This is a genomic window from Herbaspirillum sp. Her2, assembly GCF_057961375.1.
This window is the reverse complement of the sequence record NZ_CM176331.1, coordinates 2,174,513-2,191,387: the sequence shown is the minus strand read 5'-3', so window position 1 is coordinate 2,191,387 and position 16,875 is coordinate 2,174,513. Positions and strand designations below refer to the sequence as shown.

The 16,875-nt window shown below is 57.1% G+C and carries 13 protein-coding genes; 7 read left to right on the top strand and 6 right to left on the bottom strand.

Annotated elements, in window-relative coordinates:
• The first annotated feature begins 9 nt into the window (after positions 1 to 9).
• Genes ACWHXP_RS09920 through ACWHXP_RS09910 form a run of 3 tightly spaced genes read left to right on the top strand, consistent with a single transcriptional unit; the run spans position 10 to position 4,373 of the window.
• Positions 10 to 1,251 carry a glycosyltransferase family 4 protein gene (locus ACWHXP_RS09920; protein ID WP_489625336.1) on the top strand — a complete coding sequence of 414 codons (1,242 nt, stop codon included), beginning with the start codon at positions 10 to 12 and terminating at the stop codon, positions 1,249 to 1,251.
• Positions 1,248 to 2,306, top strand: a complete 1,059-nt coding sequence (locus tag ACWHXP_RS09915) for an acyltransferase family protein (RefSeq protein ID WP_259434893.1) — start codon at positions 1,248 to 1,250, stop codon at positions 2,304 to 2,306. Before ACWHXP_RS09920 ends, ACWHXP_RS09915 begins: the two co-directional genes overlap by 4 nt.
• A gap of 27 nt (positions 2,307 to 2,333) precedes the next feature.
• The gene (locus ACWHXP_RS09910) at positions 2,334 to 4,373 is read left to right on the top strand and encodes an acyltransferase family protein (RefSeq protein WP_489633928.1); all 2,040 of its coding nucleotides are present in this window, start codon (positions 2,334 to 2,336) and stop codon (positions 4,371 to 4,373) included.
• A gap of 58 nt (positions 4,374 to 4,431) precedes the next feature.
• On the opposite strand, the gene ACWHXP_RS09905 is transcribed toward ACWHXP_RS09910, so the two are convergent.
• Positions 4,432 to 5,835, bottom strand: a complete 1,404-nt coding sequence (locus ACWHXP_RS09905) for an Atrophin-1 multi-domain protein (RefSeq protein ID WP_489633929.1) — start codon at positions 5,833 to 5,835, stop codon at positions 4,432 to 4,434.
• Positions 5,836 to 6,256: 421 nt separating this feature from the next.
• Here ACWHXP_RS09905 and ACWHXP_RS09900 point away from each other — a divergent pair, with 421 nt between their 5' ends.
• The 4 genes from ACWHXP_RS09900 (at position 6,257) to ACWHXP_RS09885 (ending at position 11,265) form a co-directional block, all read left to right on the top strand.
• Entirely contained in the window at positions 6,257 to 7,453 is a 1,197-nt protein-coding gene (locus ACWHXP_RS09900) for a glycosyltransferase family 2 protein (RefSeq protein ID WP_489633930.1), read from the top strand.
• Positions 7,440 to 8,624, top strand: coding sequence for a WecB/TagA/CpsF family glycosyltransferase (locus tag ACWHXP_RS09895; protein WP_489633931.1), 1,185 nt, complete (start codon positions 7,440 to 7,442; stop codon positions 8,622 to 8,624). Before ACWHXP_RS09900 ends, ACWHXP_RS09895 begins: the two co-directional genes overlap by 14 nt.
• A 77-nt stretch (positions 8,625 to 8,701) precedes the next feature.
• On the top strand, positions 8,702 to 9,820 hold the full coding sequence (locus ACWHXP_RS09890) for a nucleotidyltransferase family protein (protein WP_259435270.1): 1,119 nt from the start codon (positions 8,702 to 8,704) through the stop codon (positions 9,818 to 9,820).
• 17 nt (positions 9,821 to 9,837) lie between these two features.
• On the top strand, positions 9,838 to 11,265 hold the full coding sequence (locus ACWHXP_RS09885) for a mannose-1-phosphate guanylyltransferase/mannose-6-phosphate isomerase (protein WP_489625338.1): 1,428 nt from the start codon (positions 9,838 to 9,840) through the stop codon (positions 11,263 to 11,265).
• A 65-nt stretch (positions 11,266 to 11,330) separates the two neighbouring features.
• Here ACWHXP_RS09885 and ACWHXP_RS09880 read toward each other — a convergent pair whose 3' ends face one another.
• The 5 genes from ACWHXP_RS09880 to ACWHXP_RS09860 form a co-directional block, all read right to left on the bottom strand.
• The gene (locus tag ACWHXP_RS09880) at positions 11,331 to 12,674 is read right to left on the bottom strand and encodes a capsular polysaccharide export protein, LipB/KpsS family (RefSeq protein WP_489625339.1); all 1,344 of its coding nucleotides are present in this window, start codon (positions 12,672 to 12,674) and stop codon (positions 11,331 to 11,333) included.
• Positions 12,675 to 12,685: 11 nt separating this feature from the next.
• Complete coding sequence (locus tag ACWHXP_RS09875) at positions 12,686 to 13,507, bottom strand: glycosyltransferase family 2 protein (RefSeq protein WP_489625340.1); 822 nt, start codon at positions 13,505 to 13,507, stop codon at positions 12,686 to 12,688.
• Positions 13,504 to 14,937, bottom strand: coding sequence for an MOP flippase family protein (locus tag ACWHXP_RS09870; protein ID WP_310835474.1), 1,434 nt, complete (start codon positions 14,935 to 14,937; stop codon positions 13,504 to 13,506). Before ACWHXP_RS09870 ends, ACWHXP_RS09875 begins: the two co-directional genes overlap by 4 nt.
• Before the next feature lie 49 nt (positions 14,938 to 14,986).
• A complete protein-coding gene (kdsA, locus tag ACWHXP_RS09865; protein WP_259434902.1) occupies positions 14,987 to 15,826 on the bottom strand; it encodes a 3-deoxy-8-phosphooctulonate synthase in 840 nt (279 codons plus the stop codon).
• 95 nt (positions 15,827 to 15,921) lie between these two features.
• Complete coding sequence (locus tag ACWHXP_RS09860; RefSeq protein ID WP_489625341.1) at positions 15,922 to 16,869, bottom strand: KpsF/GutQ family sugar-phosphate isomerase; 948 nt, start codon at positions 16,867 to 16,869, stop codon at positions 15,922 to 15,924.
• Positions 16,870 to 16,875: the final 6 nt, after the last annotated feature.

Here is a 16,875-nt window from a genome sequence, read left to right as displayed (position 1 = left end):
AACGCAGCCATGACAAAAAGAATCGCTTACTTTATCAACCAGTATCCCAAAGTCAGCCACAGCTTCATCCGCCGGGAGATCGCCGCTGTCGAAGCGCAAGGCTTTGCGATTGATCGCATCGCGTTACGTGGATGGGATGCCGAGGTTGTCGATGACGATGACCGTGGCGAACGTGACCGTACGCGCTACGTTCTCAAAAACGGTATTGTCGGCTTGCTGAGTCCCATGCTGCGCACGATCCTTGCCAATCCAAAGGGCTTTGTCTCCGCGCTGGCGTTGGCTTTCAACATGGCACGCCGTCGTGAGCGCGGTCTGATCTATCACCTGATCTACCTCATGGAAGCTGCGCAGGTCGTGGAGTGGACACGGAAGTTTGATGCGGGTCACATACATGCGCATTTCGGGACCAACTCCGCCGAGATCGTCATGCTGGCGCACTGCCTGGGTGGTCCTCCCTACAGTTTCACAGTGCATGGCCCTGAAGAGTTCGACAAGCCCGTGGCCCTTGGGCTGGACGAAAAGATCCGCCGCTCCGCGTTCACCATTGCCATCACTTCTTTCTGCCAGAGTCAGTTATACCGCTGGGTGGAGCAGAGTATCTGGTCAAAGGTCGCCATCGTTCATTGCGGCCTGGATCGTGGCTTTTATTCGGACGCGCCGCTGCAGCCGCAGTCGTCCGCACGTCTGGTCTGTGTGGGTCGCCTGTGTGAGCAGAAGGGGCAATTGTTGCTGGTCGAGGCGGCCGCTGTACTTGCAAGCAATGGCATCGAGTTTGAGTTGGTGCTGGCCGGGGATGGTGAAATGCGGCCGCAGATTGAAGAGCGTGTTGCGCACTACGGCTTGCAGGAAAAAATTCGGATCACCGGATGGATCAGCAGTCGCCAGGTACGAGAGGAATTGCTTGCTGCGCGTGCGATGGTATTGCCTAGTTTCGCAGAAGGTCTGCCGGTGGTGGTGATGGAGGCAATGGCGCTGCGTCGTCCGGTGCTGACTACCTTCATTGCCGGCATCCCTGAACTGGTGTTGGATGGTGAGAATGGCTGGCTCTTTCCTGCAGGGGATATTGGCCGTCTGGTGGAGTCCATGCAAGCCTGCCTGAGTGCTACGCCCGAACAGCTGCAGCAGATGGGGGAGTGCGCGCACGCACGTGCGGTGGCAAGGCATTCAATCGATACCGAGGCCGGCAAGTTGGCCAGATTGTTCGCCGCATCGGTTACCTCGGATCGCCCTGTTCTGGGGAAGGCACCATGAGCATGGTGCATACCAAGCACCAGGATATTGCCTCCCTGGATGGATGGCGGGCGGTTGCCATCCTCATTGTTGCGACCAGTCATGCGGGCTTGGGCAGGCTGGTGCCAGGCGGGCTGGGTGTGACCATTTTCTTTTTCCTGAGTGGCTATCTCATCACCACCTTGCTGCTGCGCGAGCATGCAAGTACTGGCACCATCAACATCAGGCATTTTTATCTGCGACGTCTTCTTCGCCTGACTCCGCCCTTGTTGCTGGTGCTGGTGGCGACGTATTTGCTGACCTACCTGGGTGTCTTCAAAGGCTATGCCACGTGGACCGGTTTCTTTGCGCAGTTGTTTTATTTCGCCAATTATTACGCGTTGTTCTTTGATGCCGCTCATACGGTGCCGCAGGGGACGGGCGTGTTCTGGTCGCTGGCAGTGGAAGAGCATTTTTATTTCTTCTTCCCGGCATTGCTATTGCTTTCCTTGCGCAATGCGCAGCGGCAGCGGCTGCCGTTTTACTTGGGTGTTGCCTGCGTGATGTTCCTCGCTTGGCGCTGCTATCTCGTCATGGGAGTAGCGGTCAGCACCGAACGAACTTACTATGCCACCGATACGCGCATCGATTCCATGCTTTATGGCTGCATTCTGGCGACGCTGTCGCTGACGTCGCAATGGCAGCAGCAGCTGCAAACGCCAAAAGTGAGAGCTACTGCGATATGGGCCGGACTACTGCTCCTGTTGAGCACCTTGTTGGTTCGCAGTGAGGTGTTCAGAGAAACCGTGCGTTACTCTCTGCAAGGTATTGCGCTCATTCCTCTCTTTTATTACTCGGTAACCAATCCGGAACTTTGGCCCTTCCGCTGGCTCAATGCGGCTTGGGTTCGGCGGATCGGAGTCTATTCCTATTCGATCTATCTGGCCCATTACGTCATGCTCAATAACGTAGATCGCTTATTTTCCTATGCGCCACTGAACGTTCTCGTGGCACTGGCCGTTTCCTTGCTGTTCGCGGTACTGGTGGATCGCTTGATTGATGCTCCGTTGCGCGTGGTCAGGGCGCGGCTCCGCTAGCACGGTTTTTGTACGAAAACTCTGAAAATGGTCTCCACCCAGAAAAATTCCCTCCCTCCGAAAGGCTCGCCCAGTGCGGTTTCGGTTGCCCCGGCGGCAGGTCAGGATGTACCTCAGCTGCATCCTAAGTATCGTCCCGATATCGACGGTCTGCGTGCGATCGCGGTCGGTTCAGTGGTCATTTTTCACGCTTTCCCGGAGTGGTTCAAGGGCGGTTTCATCGGCGTCGACATTTTCTTTGTCATTTCCGGTTTCCTGATTTCGCTGATCATCTTCAACAATCTTGAGCATGATCGCTTCAGTATCCTCGATTTCTACATCCGCCGCGTCAAACGCATTTTCCCCGCCCTGATGACGGTGATGGTCGCATGTGCGGTCGCCGGGGGAATCATTTTGTTCGCTGACGAGTACCGTCAGCTGGGCAAGCACATGCTGGGTGGGTCGACCTTCATTTCCAATATTCTGTTCTGGCGCGAAAGCGGCTACTTCGATAACTCCGCCGAGACCAAGCCATTGCTGCATCTCTGGAGTCTGGCGATCGAAGAGCAGTTCTATCTGTTCTGGCCTCTGCTGCTGGCCTTTGTGTGGAAACGTAAGTGGGGATTTCTGCGCATCGTCGGAGTGATCGCTCTGTTGTCGTTCCTCATCAATCTTTATTTGATCGGACATGACCAGACCGCAGCGTTCTACTCGCCGTTCGCACGATTCTGGGAGTTGATGGTGGGTGGCACCCTCGCCTATATCAATCTGCATCGTTCCGACCTGAATGCGCGCGCCAAGGAATGGCAAGCGTGGCTGGGCTTGATTTTACTGGTGCTGGGGTTCGTCCTGCTCAATGGCGAGCGCAGCTTCCCGGGCTGGTGGGCGCTGCTGCCGTGCGCAGGAGCATTTCTTTTACTCTCGGCGGGCCCCGGGGCATGGTTCAATCGTAAGATACTCGCCAGTAAGCCGTTGGTCGGGATTGGGCTGATCAGCTATCCACTGTATCTCTGGCACTGGCCGCTGCTGTCCTTTGCGACCATCATTGCCGGTCAAACCGCCCCCCAGCAATGGCGTCTGATGGCGGTACTGGCGGCCATGTTGCTGGCGTGGGGCACCTTCCTGTTCATTGAGCGTCCGCTTCGGCATGCCAGTGGGATACGCATCGTTTGGGCGCTGCTGCTGGTCAACACAGCGGTAGGACTGGCGGGGGCCGTCATCTATCACAATGGCGGTTTCCCTCAGCGGGCGATCAATGAGAAGCTGGATTACCTCGCCCATACGGATGTATTCGATGGCTCGCGCAACTCCGATGGCAGTTGCAATCGCCTCAATCAACTGGTTCCAGTCAGTGAAGAGGTCTGTCTTTCCAATTCGGCGCAGCCGCAAGTGCTCTTCGTCGGGGATAGCCACGTCATGGCACTGCATTCGGCGATTTTCAGTCGTCAACTTGCACTGCCGTCCATCATGGTGGCCGGGCACGCCTGCCGTGTGTATCCCAACTTGCCCTACGAGCCCGCCAATTTGCGGCGCTGGTCCAACAATTGCACGGAGATTGCCCGTCAGGCAATCGCCGTTGGTCAGAGATTCCCTTCCATCCGGACGGTGGTGATCAGCGGGGCTTACCCGCGGGGCAATCTCGATGAGCCCTCGCAGTACAAGGTCAACGATCACGCGTTGAGCCAGCGAGAGGCGTTCATGTCCGGATATGGCGCGTTGATTGAAAGTTTCATTGGGCAAGGCAAGCAGGTCGTGTTCGTTGCTGATGTGCCATTCCTCAAACTGGACCCGCATGCTTGCGTGAACCGACTCGGTGACGGTCCGATCCGCGAATGTGCTTATACCCGCGCCGAGCATGACCAGATCAGAAAGCCCTACGATGCCGCCGTGAGCGAGCTGCGCCAGTTGCATCCGAAGGCGACGGTATTCGATCCGGTGGCACTGTTCTGCTCATCGGCCCAGTGCAGATCAAAGATAAATGGTGCTTATTTGTACAACGACGATCAGCACATCAGCCTGGCAGCGTCCAAGTATTTGTTGCAGTCGATGCAGAAGGATGGACTGCTGCCGTCAGGCGTGGCCCGATAAAAAAGCCGCAGTCGAGGACTGCGGCTGGATTGCGACTTTTGTTGTGGCTGGGCAAGTATCAGTCGGCCTTGCGTAGATCGCCGCCGACTGCAGACTTGCTGCCCACGCCACTCTGGGCGTAAAGCACGAGGCGCGGCGAGCTCGCGGTCCAGGTAAAAGTCTTGCTTTCGCCATTGGCCAGATAGCCGCTGTCGAAGACGACTTTGCCCACCAACTGGTCGTAGATGCTCATGCGAAGTTTGCCGCCGTTCGTGGTGTTGGCGGTCAGTTTGTAGGTGGCACCGCTGACTGGCTTGGCCCAGGTCACTGCGTTCATTCCGCGGTTGCTGTAGTTCACGACTTCGGACATCGAGTTGGTCGCCGGGAAAACCACGGCTTGGTCCCAAGAGCTGTACTGGCCCAATGCGCTGCCGGATTGCTGGGTCCAGTTGCCACGCATGGAAAGCAGATTCAGGTTCTGGTTGGGCGTAAAGGTCTTGCCGTTACCGTCGATCCAGCCCTGGGCGCTGACCACCCGGCGAAGAGCTGCGCGGATCGACTGCATTTCAGTGGCGACGGTATTGTTCCATCCGCTCGGCGAAGGATTGGCGTCGGCACCGATCTCTGCGTAGATGACGAAGGGCGTGCCGATATTGGCATCGACGATGTAAGCACCGTAGCGTTTGAGTGTTTCAGCGATCCGGCGGACTTCTGCGTTGGTAAGTTTGCTGGTATCGAAGTCTGGCGGCAGCATCACCAGACTGCCCTCGGGAATGCCGCCCTTGTTGCGGATGGCGGCTTCGGTATCTGCTGAGGTGGCCGGGAACACATAGGCGGGATTGGGGCTCAGGCCCGAGTAGGTCAGTGACATCGCCAGCGCATGAGGATAGTACTGGGGCTTCTGGGCCGCCTCATGGATACGGATGATGCCTGCCGCCGCTGGTACGCCGGTAGCACGGGCACCCTGATAGTAATGGCCTGGATCAGCCCAGCCGCGTCCATCGATTTTGGTCCAGGCATACATGGCAGCAGTCCATTTTGTCCCTTCCTGCTTGAGCTTGAAGAGCGAATGCACAATGCCAGTCGTGGGGTCAACGATGTCAGCATGACCGTCCGTCCCCGGTGCGGCTTTCGCTGAAGCCGGCCAGTGTGGAATGGTGATGTCGTGATAATTCTCGTCATCCGTATGGAACAGGCCTTTGCTGCCAGTCAGACCGGTGATGGTGACCGGCGGGTCATCCGGCGACGCCAGGAAGATGCCGGTGGAATAGGTGTTATTAGTCACCGTGGGGAAATAGCTGTCAGTCGGAATGACGAAGGAATCAAACACCGGATTCACCGGGCGACTGTTCCACAGCGAGTCGGCAGCAAAGGGTTTCATATAAGTACCCCATTCCTGGGCCCAGCCTGGTGCAGCGGCAAGCACAGCGGTCAGTCCGAGTGTCAGTTGAAAGCGTCTTAGTGTGGTGGTGGGCCGTGGCATAAGCAACTCCTGTTGGTGTGGTTTAGTGATGATCTGGCCAGGTGGATTAAGTTCTACGCATCCTCGAAAATGTAAGTAATTTTAATGAGAAGGTGGAAAGTATATCGATCATTGTAGTCAGGCATCGGTCTGATGCCTCGAAAAGCGATGGCGGATGCTCAGGGCAGCTCCGGCGCTGCCGTTTCATAAATATTGTTGATGCATTGCAGCATCGGCGGCGGTGACTGTCGCATAATAGAGAGTGGTCTGACTTGGATCTTGATTTCCATGCCAACGTTGCCTGGACATCTTGCGGCATCTGCAGGTTGCCACCTCGGATGTGGCAGGTTTCTTTGCAAGGCTGGAAGATTGTCGCTCAGTAGCATTAAATGCGAGTAGTTTGGAAGATTCGGACAGCTTCGGCAGTCCAGAGGAAATGAATATGTCGATAATCATCTCGATTGTGCAAGTGTTTTTGCTGGTAGCGCTGGCGCTTCTTGCGGTGCCGGTACTGGTACTTTTGCTGCAGGTGGTCTGCGCACGCGGACCCGTCAGGGGGGCAAGCGACACGGGGCAGAAGCGACCGCGGCTTGCCGTACTGGTTCCGGCTCACAATGAGGCCGGCGGAATTGCCGATGTTATACATGGCATTGTCAAGCAGTTGGACAGCGCTGACCGGGTGCTGGTCGTGGCGGACAATTGCTCGGATGAGACAGCCCAAATCGCACGTATTGCGGGAGCTGAAGTTACTGAACGGTTTCATGATGAGTTGCGCGGGAAGGGTTATGCGCTTGACCACGGCATCGCTCATCTGGCTGCCGATGCGCCGGATGTTGTCATCATCGTGGATGCTGATTGCTTTCTAGGGGAGCAGGCTCTGGATACCTTGGGGCGCCGGTGCGCCCAGTCGGGGCGTCCGGTACAGGCGCTCTATCTGATGCATACCCCAGAGGGGGCGGGCGCAATGCGCAAGATCGCCGAGTTTGCCTGGTTGGTAAAGAATTGGGTACGGCCACTTGGGTTTCATCGGATCGGATTGCCTTGTCAGTTGATGGGGACCGGGATGGCATTCACCTGGGAGCAGATCCGCAGCGCAGATCTGGCCACCGGCCACATTGTCGAGGATATGAAGTTGGGCGTCGATCTGGCTGAAGCCGGACAGGCACCGCTGTTTTGTCCGCAAGCCATGGTCTACAGTTATTTTCCGTCCAGTGACAGTGGCGTTGAGACTCAGAGAACGCGCTGGGAACACGGCCATCTCAGCGTGATCCAGTCTTATGTGCCACGCCTGTTAGTGGGGGCCCTCAGGCGTGGCAACCTGGCGATGGCAGGGTTGGCACTGGATCTGAGCGTGCCGCCCCTTGCGCTGCTCGTGATGCTGGTAGTGGCCGCATGGGTCATCACGACCTTGTTTTGGGTTGGAATGGGCGCGGTGATGCCAGTGGTTATCGCCAGTGCGCTGCTGGTCTGCATCGGGAGCGCGGTATTGATTGCCTGGAATGGCTATGGCCGTAGCATCATCAGTCTGCGCGAACTGCTCGGAGCTGTTGGATATGTCGCGCGCAAGTTACCCCTGTATTTCAAATTCTTGTTCAACCGCCAAGTGGCGTGGGTGAGGTCAAAACGTGATTCAGAATAACGCTCGCCATCTCTCTCCTGGACTTGTCGTTGCTGCGCCGGAGCAGCCATGGGGCCCCCTGCCTGACTTCAACCGTGATGTGTTTTGCATTCTCGGTTTGCCATTCGACTGCGTCAGTCTGGATGAGGCTGTGCGTCTGACGCAGCAAGCCGCTGTGCAGGGGCAACGATGCTTCCTTTCTACCCCCAACCTGAATTTTGCTATCGCTTGCCTCGACGATTCGCAGTTCCGCTTGTCGGTAATCCAGAGTGATCTTTCTATCGCCGATGGCATGCCGCTGATCTGGATCGCGCGTGCCACAGGCTTGCCCATCAAGGAGCGCGTGGCTGGATCGAGCTTGTTCCAAGCATTGCGGCAAGCAGGCATGCCCACGGGCAATAAGGCTGTAGGAGTGTATTTTTTTGGTGGTCCGCCGGGCGTGGCACAGCGGGCCAGCGAAAAGCTCAATGCTACGCCGTCGGGAATGCGTGCCGTCGGGTTCGATAGTCCGGGATTTGGTAGCATCGAAGAAATGAGCGACTCATCCGTGATTGATCGTATCAATGCCAGTGGAGCCGACTTCCTTGTGGTAGCACTAGGTGCCAAAAAGGGGCAAGCATGGATCCAGTTCAATCTGTCTCGCCTGACAGTTCCGCTGGTCAGTCATCTGGGTGCCGTGGTCAATTTTGTTGCGGGAACTGTCTCCCGGGCACCCGTGTGGGCACAGAAGTCCGGCATGGAATGGCTGTGGCGCATCAAGGAAGAGCCAAAACTTTGGAAGCGTTACTGGCAGGATGGTATCGGCTTGTTGAGTGTGCTGGTCAATCGTGTTGTACCGCTGGCAGTGTCGCGGCGTCAGAGAGCACCTGCACCATCCGAATTCGACAAGGCGATCATTAGTGTGCGGCAACAAGATGGTGATTGTCGGCTAATCCTGACGGGTGCTCTAGGGCTGCCCAATATTGCGCGTTTGCGTGCACTCCTGCCGAGCGCGGCCGATCGGTCCGGGCCCATGCTGGTGGACTGTTCAGAGCTGGCTCACATCGACAGCGCGGCGTTGGCATCTCTGATGCTGTTATATGGCGCATGTTGTGCGAGGGGTAGGCCGTGGGCAATGCTTGGTGTGTCAGCAGCGTTGCGCCGGCAATTCGAGTGGCACTGCGCACATTATTTGCTTCAACCCTTGGCTTGACGGCCATGGAGACGTGATCTCTGCGGTCGGCACTTTCAGCTCAAATATTAACGATAGAAAAGGCACTCATGAAAGCAATGATCCTGGCAGCGGGCAAGGGGACACGCGTACGGCCCTTGACCTACGCACTCCCCAAGCCGATGATTCCCATCCTCGGCAAGCCCGTGATGGAGTACCTGATCGAGCACTTGGTCAAGTTCGGTATCCAGGACATCATGGTCAACGTCAGCTATCTGCACGACCGCATTGAGAATTACTTCGGCGAAGGTCAGCGCTTCGGTGCGCGCATTGGCTATTCCTTCGAAGGCTACGTTGATGATGATGGTCAGGTCTTTCCAGATCCGATCGGCTCTGCCGGAGGGATGAAGAAAATCCAGGAATTCGGTGGCTTTTTCGATGAAACCACGTTGGTCATCTGTGGTGATGCGCTGATCGACCTGGATATTCATTCGGCCCTGTTCGAACACCGCCGCAAGGGTGCCCTGGTGAGCGTCATCACCAAGGAAGTGCCGATGGAGCAAGTCTCCAGCTATGGTATCGTGGTAACCGAGAAGGATGGCAAGGTGAAGTCCTTCCAGGAAAAGCCTAAACAGGAAGAGGCACTCTCCAATCTGGCCAGCACCGGCATCTACATCATGGAGCCCGCCGCGCTGGACCTGATTCCCAAGGACAAATTCTTCGATATCGGTGCTGACCTGTTCCCGTTACTGGTGGAAAAGCAATTACCGTTCTATGCCCAGAATCGTTTCTTCAACTGGATCGACATCGGCAATGTCACCGATTTTTGGTCGGTACTGCAAAGCGTGCTCAAGGGCGAAGTAGCGCAGATGTACGTGCCGGGCACGCAGATTCAGGAAGGTGTGTGGGTGGGCTTGAATACCCGCATCGAATGGGATGGAACCACTATCGAAGGACCGGTCTATATCGGTGCCGGCTCGCACGTGGCGGCAGGTTCTACGATCATCGGACCTGCCTGGATTGGTCATGGCAGCCATATTTGCAGTGGCGCAAAGGTGATTCGCAGTGTGCTATTCGAATATACTCGCGTAGCGAGTGGAACGACCTTTGAAAACAGCGTCGTTTATGGTGCGTACAGTGTCACCCACGAGGGCGAAATGAAACATACTTCCGATCGGCCGGACGAGCAGTGGAACGATGCACGGGATCGCCGTCTCAAACCGCGCAGTGCGATTTAGTAAACCTGGAGTACTTAATGTCTAATCTCAAAATCTATCCCGTCATCCTGTCCGGTGGTTCGGGTACCCGCTTGTGGCCGCTTTCCCGCGCAGCCTATCCTAAGCAATTACTTCCTCTTGTCAGCGAGCAGACCATGCTGCAGGAGACCGTGGCGCGGGTCAGCTCCTGGCCCGAAGTACAGGCGCCGTTGGTGGTGTGTGGCAACGAGCACCGCTTCATGATCGCCGAGCAGATGCGCGGGATCGGCATGCGGCCGCTGGGCATCATGTTGGAACCTCAGGGTCGCAACACGGCCCCAGCGGTCGCTGCTGCCGCTCTGCACCTGCAGCGTCTCGATCCGGAGGCCGTGATGCTTGTGTTGCCGGCCGACCATGTCATCACTGATGTGCTGTCCTTTCACGCAGCGGTGCGCCGTGCTTTGGTCTCGGTGGAGAAGGGGGCGCTGGCCACCTTCGGTATTGAGCCGACGCAACCTGAGACCGGCTATGGCTACATTCTGCGTGGTGCCGCAGATAGCGCGGAAAGCGGTAACTTCCTGGTAGAGCGGTTCGTCGAGAAGCCAGACCTGGCGACCGCTAGCGGCTTCCTGCAGCAGGGCGGGTATTACTGGAACAGCGGAATGTTCCTTTTCAAGGCACGTGATTATCTGAGCGAGCTGGAGATCCATCGCCCGTTGATCGGTGCGGCCGTCAAGGAGGCTGTGTCCAAGGCCTATAACGACCTTGATTTCTGCCGCCTGGACGAGACTGCCTTTGCAGCTTCGCCATCGGAGTCCATTGACTACGCTGTCATGGAAAATACCTCCCGTGCCGTGGTGGTGCCCGCCAGCATAGGTTGGAGCGATGTGGGATCGTGGAGTGCGTTGCACGAAGTGCTGCCGGCCGATCAGGAAGGCAACGTGATTCGTGGCGACGTACATCTCAAGGAGGTGAAGAACACCATGGTTCGAGCGGAAAGTCGTCTAGTCGCTGTGCTCGGCGTGGAAAACCTGGTAGTGGTCGAAACGGATGACGCCGTGTTGGTGGCGCACCGTGACAAGGTGCAGGAAGTCAAAAGTTTCGTTGACAAGCTCAAGGACGCAAAGCGTACCGAACACGTGCATCACAAGCGCGTCTTCCGCCCGTGGGGCAGCTACGAGAGCGTTGACGCCGGTGAGCGTTTCCAGGTGAAGCGCATCATCGTCAAGCCGGGCGAGAAGCTGTCGCTGCAGATGCATTACCATCGCGCAGAGCACTGGGTGGTGGTCAGCGGCTCGGCCTTGGTTACGCGTGGGGAGGAAGTGACCTTGTTGAGCGAGAACGAATCGATCTATCTGCCCATCGGAGTGACCCATCGTCTGGAAAATCCGGGCAAGTTACCGCTGCACCTGATCGAGGTGCAGTCGGGAAGCTATCTCGGCGAGGATGATATCGTGCGCTTTGATGATGTTTACAAGCGAGCGTGAGAGCGCAAGGTCCCCATGAAAAAAGGAGAGCACGTGCTCTCCTTTTTATATTGTCCGCGGCAGTCTCAGGCGTTCGTCGCTCCGACCTTTTGCATGCTCTGTTCGTACAAGGCCAGCAGCCGTGCAGCCAGTGCCGGTCCTGCCTGAAGGCAGGCGGGATACTTCCAGGTCCCCTTGACGAAGAGGATGCGATCAAGGGCATCGAGAAAAGCATCGATATGCGCCGACATGATTTCATCCACGCCAGCTTTCGCACGCTGTACAGTGGCATCAAGCTGGTCGAGGTTGTTGACCACGAAGGCGATTTCCGGTTTCGAGTAGAACGATTCACCCAGCACTACCGTCGGTGTCTTGCGCCGTACCGCCTGCAGGCCTACCGATGAGTTGATGACGAAGACCATGGTGGCGCGGTCCAGCAGCAGTTCGACGTCGAACTTGCGCAGCCAGAGGACATCAGGATACTTTTGACGTAACTGGCTGTAGTCGTAGCGGCCAAGGTCTTCCGGGTGCTCCTTGACGATGATGGGGTAGTCCGGGCCGCAGGTACGACGAATCGCGGCATGCACTGTCTCGAAAAATTCTTCCACCGAATGCACCAGTCTCGAATTGAGCAGCACCTGCGTATCGTCATGGACCTGAAGCGGGATGAAAGCGAATTGGGCCGGCAGCTTCGCTTGGTCGTTTGCGATGGCCGCCCGTCGACGCTTGATCTTCCAGCTCTTGATCCTGCTGAATCCCCGTTGCTCGGGATAGTGCCCGTAGTAGGATAGATTGGTGCGGTGAGCCAAGGCGATAGCGGCCAGTTGCGTGCGGGTCAGCGGTCGCAGGTTCAACGATGGCGCAGTTTTGTCGACTACGGCTGTATCGCCCCGTCCTTGTGCTTGCGCAAGCACGGCATCGAAGTCCAGTGAGGCCAACGTGGCAGAGGCATTCACGCCCCCGAGGTCAGCCTGTAGCGTATTCGCAAAGTAGCCGTTCTCCAGATAGACCACGGGGATGCCGCTGCGACGGCAGAGTATGCTGATGACTTGGCCAATATGATCCTGACCATTCCACACCACGAACAATTCGGGCTGCTGCTCCTCGAGGAATCGATTGACATAGCGTGCTACGGTATTGACGCGGTCATGCCACTCAATCAGGCTCCCACCGTGCTTGGTCTGCATGAAGCTGACCATTTCCTTCACTTCGTCCTCGGAAAACAGTATGTCGGCTTCGTGCCTGCTACCGTCCAGTGTTTCCAGATCGCGAGGGTAAAGTTGACCGGTATTCTTGGCCAGCAGCTTGTGGTCGTGGGGAAGGAAGTTCAGATAGCGTACCTGATGACCATGTTGATGTTCCAGACAATTGCCGGTACTGAGCATGAGCGGAACGAACATGTCGGCCAGGACGAAGATGGCGATTTTCATGATGAGGTCGCTTAGTAATACTTGGAGTTGATGTCAGGTTTCCTGAGTCGAGCCTTGCACAGTCCCATCGCGACCTTGAAGCGATGATTCGCCTTGGCGATGTCGCCTTTGACGCAAATTGACCAGGCCGATTTCAGTAGCCATGTCAAAATCGCAGGAAGCCCCTTACGGCGTGTATCAACGAAGGTGGCCAGTGCCATTTCTTCATTGTATTTTTTCTTGTAACTGAAATGCTTGTTCAGATAGTCGATCTGGCCGGTTTCGACGATGGTCAGATTGTCTGCTTTGACGGCCAGGAATCGTTTGGTCCATTCCTGATCTTCGGAGGCGAAGACCTCTTCGCGGAAAGGCAATTCACGCAGCAAGGCCGTCGGCGCGAAGCTGCATGAATTGGTCAAGCCATTGACCCCGGTGAAGTTGACGTTATTCACCTGTCGTACCAGCCAGGGGTGGGACTTGTTGGAAATGATCGATCCTACACGGTCCCCCTTGCTGGTCAACTCACTGAAAAAGCGTTGCATCACATCCTGCTCACGCAATATCACGTGAGAGGAAATGATCAGCACGTTCTCCAGTTCGGCCGCCTGGACACCCAGGTTGATCGAGCGCGCGTAGTTGAATGGTTGGCCCGACACATCAAGCCATATATCTACAAGGGCACGCAGAGCCTCCGCCTGAGCAGGATCAGAGCCGCTATCGACGGCCATGATGGCCGTGGGAGGGCTGCTCTGCATGCGCAGCGAACGGATGACCTCTTCTACTAACGGCAGGCTGTTGAAGGTGCGGATCAACGCAAGATATTCCATATTGATTGGGTCGCCGGAGGGATTCATTTTTTGAGTCGACGGAAGGCCAGCTGGATGAACTCGCTTGCTTCGCGCCGTTGAAACAGCGCCACCATGAGAGCCCAGAACAAAATGCCTGCGCCAACCAGGATGGCGAACAGCAGATGACCCGAATACTGCGGCAACTGCTTGCGCGCAAGCTGCAGCAAGACAGCCATAGCCAGTCCACTTAGCGCGGATGGCAGTAGGCTCAACAGAAAATCTGCAAGGCGGATCGACAAGAGCTTGCCCGCCAGATAGAAGCCGGGCAAGGCCATCATGATGGCCGCTACCAGATAGGCGATGGCCAGGCCCCGTGCGCCATCGATCCAAGCACCGGCAACGTAAGCGATGATGTGCAGGGGCGTGCCGACCATGGACATGCGGAAGAGCCAGTCGGACTTGCCTAGCGCCATCAGTACCGGACTGGCAATGCTGGAAATGACCTGCACATAGCCGACCATTGCCAGGAAGGTGAGAATGCCGCCGACCAGAGCCCATTTGGGGCCGAGGAAGCTGTCGACGAACAGATCGGAAACTCCGGCCACGCCAAACATGATTGGCGCCGAAATGAAAGAGACCAGTTTCAGGGAGCGCAGTGTCAGCGCTGCCATGTAGGCTCTATCATCCTGTCGTCGACTCATCACGGGGAACAGCGAGCGTACAGCGACCCATGAAATGTTCTGTACCGGGAACAGCATCAGCTTGTATGCCAGGGAATAATTACCTAGTACGGTGATGCCGAGCATCTTGCCGACGATGAAGCTGTCGGCATTGCGGAACAGGTAACTGGCCAACTGATGTCCAGCCATGGAGCCGCTGAACTTGAAGACGCCTCGCAGTGCTTCACGATCAAACAGCGCCTTGGGACGGAAAGGAGAAAACCACCACATCAGCACGGTAGTACAAGCTGCCATCAATAGTGCCTGTGCAATCAGGCTCCAGACGCCGAGGCCGCGATAGGCCAGTACCAGCGCGATCAGCAGGGACAGCAGCGAAGAGGCTGATTCAATGCCTGCGACCATACGGAAGCGAGAAACGCGTTCCAGCAGAGCTTGATGCACGGTTGAACTGGCTGCAATCGGGAAGGAGAGCGAGAGAATCCATAGTACTTCCGTCAAGCGGGGCTCGTTGAAGGTCGCCGAGAGAAGCGGGGCAGTGGCGAACAGGGCGACCATGAGCAGCGTCCCGCCCGCCATGTTCAGCCAGAACACCGACGAGGTATCGGCCTGACTGATCTCGGCTTTCTGGATGATTGCTGCAGCCGTTCCCATGTCACGCAGTACGAATGCCAGATTGGTCGCCACCCCGGCCATGGCCATAAGGCCATATTCCGAAGGGGCGATCAGGCGAGTCAACACGAACATGTTGACCAGCTGGGACAAGATCTTGACGACCTGTGTCAGGGCGATCCAGCGGGCGTTGGCTGCGGCGCTCATGCGCGGCCCCGCTGCGCCGGCTGGCGCGCCTCAATGGGTGCCGCCATGCTTAATGCGTATCCAGCTCAGGAAGGCTCTTGATCAGATCATCCACCGCCTTGACCTGCTCCAGGAAAGCCTTGAGCTGCGACAGACGCAAGGCGCTCGGACCATCGCACAATGCCTTGGACGGATCCGGGTGGGCTTCCAGGAACAGGCCTGCCAGGCCCAATGCCATACCAGCTCGGGCCAGCTCGGTCACCTGCCCACGACGGCCGCCCGATGCCGCAGCACCGGATTCACGCTGTTGCAGGGCATGCGTCACATCGAAGATCACCGGCTTGTTGCCGCTGACCTGTTTCATTACACCGAAGCCCAGCATGTCTACCACCAAATTGTCGTAGCCGAATTGCGCACCACGATCACACAACATCACGTTGGTGTTGCCGCCTTCTTCGAATTTCTCGACGATGTTCTTCATTTGCGGCGGGCTGACGAATTGCGGCTTCTTGATGTTGATGACCTTGCCGGTCTTGGCCAGTGCAATGACCAGATCGGTCTGGCGCGCCAGGAAGGCCGGCAGCTGCAGCACGTCGCAGACGCTGGCGACTTCTGCCGCTTGGTAGGGCTCATGCACGTCGGTCAGCACCGGCACGCCATGTGCCTTCTTGACGGCTTCGAAGATCTTCAGGCCGGCGTCCAGACCGGGACCACGGTAGCTCTTGATGGAAGAGCGGTTGGCCTTGTCGAACGATGCCTTGAAGACATAGGGAATGCCCAGTTCCTTGGTGATGCGCACATATTCACCGCAGACATCGACAGCGAATTGTTCGGATTCGAGGACGTTGATGCCGCCGAAAAGAACGAATGGCAATTCGTTTCCAACTTGAATCTCATTGATCTTGATCATGTTCCGTTTCCTCATGCAGGAGGGTGATTTTCAAAGTCCGGCGCCTGTCTGCTGGCGCTTGGAAGGGGGGGAGAATACGTGTTTTTGCCCGGCAATTACAGTCGCTTTGCATCCAGCAGCTTGAGCACGCCAACCACATGCTGCAGGTCGTTGAGCGCCACCAGCGCGGTGATGTTCAATTCCAGCATCTTGGCTTCGGCATCGACAAACATTTCGTTTTCCGAAACGGTCTTGGGCGAGCTGTTCATCAGGTCGGCAGCGGTGATGTGGTAGATGTCCTTGCGCGCAGCCAGGGCACGGCGCAAGTCTCCGTCGGTGATCACGCCGCAGAGTGCCTGGCGGTTGCCGTCCGTACTCACCAGCGCCATGCCCAGGCCGCCCTCGGTCATCTGGCTGATTACGTCGACGATGGCGGTATCGCGCATGACCCACGGCAGCTCGGTGTGCATCACGTCTTTGACGCGTGTGAGCAGGCGCTTGCCGAGACTGCCACCCGGGTGGAAACGGGCAAAGTCATTGGGCTTGAAGTCGCGCTTTTCGATCAATGCGACGGCTAGTGCATCGCCCATCACCAGAGTGGCGGTGGTCGAGGTGGTCGGGGCAAGGTTGTTCGGACAGGCTTCGCGCGGCACCGACACATCCAGCACTACGTCGGCGTTTTTTCCCAGGGTGGAATTGCGCTTGCCAACGATTGCAATGATGCGCAGTCCGAAATGCTTCAGGGAGGGAATCAGGCGGATCACCTCTTCGGTTTCGCCGCTGTAGGAGATGAGGATGGCCGTATCGGCTTCGGTGAACATGCCGAGGTCGCCGTGATAGGCCTCGCCCGGATGCACGAAGAAGGAAGAGGTGCCGGTGGAGGCAAGGGTAGCGGCGATCTTGCTGCCGATGATGCCGGACTTGCCCATGCCGGAGACGATCACGCGGCCACGGGTGTTGTACATCAGTTCGACGGCCTGTTCGAATTCCTCGGCCAGACGCTCGGCGATCATGTTCAAGGCTTGCGCCTGTTCCTGGAAGACGCGGAGTCCGGTTGTTCTCATGCTGTT

Coding starts and splice junctions, on each gene's coding strand:
- ACWHXP_RS09920 (WP_489625336.1), top strand. CDS start 10: ATGACAAAAAGAATCGCTTACTTTATCAACCAGTATCCCAAAGTCAGC.
- ACWHXP_RS09915 (WP_259434893.1), top strand. CDS start 1,248: ATGAGCATGGTGCATACCAAGCACCAGGATATTGCCTCCCTGGATGGA.
- ACWHXP_RS09910 (WP_489633928.1), top strand. CDS start 2,334: ATGGTCTCCACCCAGAAAAATTCCCTCCCTCCGAAAGGCTCGCCCAGT.
- ACWHXP_RS09905 (WP_489633929.1), bottom strand. CDS start 5,835: ATGCCACGGCCCACCACCACACTAAGACGCTTTCAACTGACACTCGGA.
- ACWHXP_RS09900 (WP_489633930.1), top strand. CDS start 6,257: ATGTCGATAATCATCTCGATTGTGCAAGTGTTTTTGCTGGTAGCGCTG.
- ACWHXP_RS09890 (WP_259435270.1), top strand. CDS start 8,702: ATGATCCTGGCAGCGGGCAAGGGGACACGCGTACGGCCCTTGACCTAC.
- ACWHXP_RS09885 (WP_489625338.1), top strand. CDS start 9,838: ATGTCTAATCTCAAAATCTATCCCGTCATCCTGTCCGGTGGTTCGGGT.
- ACWHXP_RS09880 (WP_489625339.1), bottom strand. CDS start 12,674: ATGAAAATCGCCATCTTCGTCCTGGCCGACATGTTCGTTCCGCTCATG.
- ACWHXP_RS09875 (WP_489625340.1), bottom strand. CDS start 13,507: ATGAATCCCTCCGGCGACCCAATCAATATGGAATATCTTGCGTTGATC.
- ACWHXP_RS09870 (WP_310835474.1), bottom strand. CDS start 14,937: ATGAGCGCCGCAGCCAACGCCCGCTGGATCGCCCTGACACAGGTCGTC.
- kdsA (WP_259434902.1), bottom strand. CDS start 15,826: ATGATCAAGATCAATGAGATTCAAGTTGGAAACGAATTGCCATTCGTT.
- ACWHXP_RS09860 (WP_489625341.1), bottom strand. CDS start 16,869: ATGAGAACAACCGGACTCCGCGTCTTCCAGGAACAGGCGCAAGCCTTG.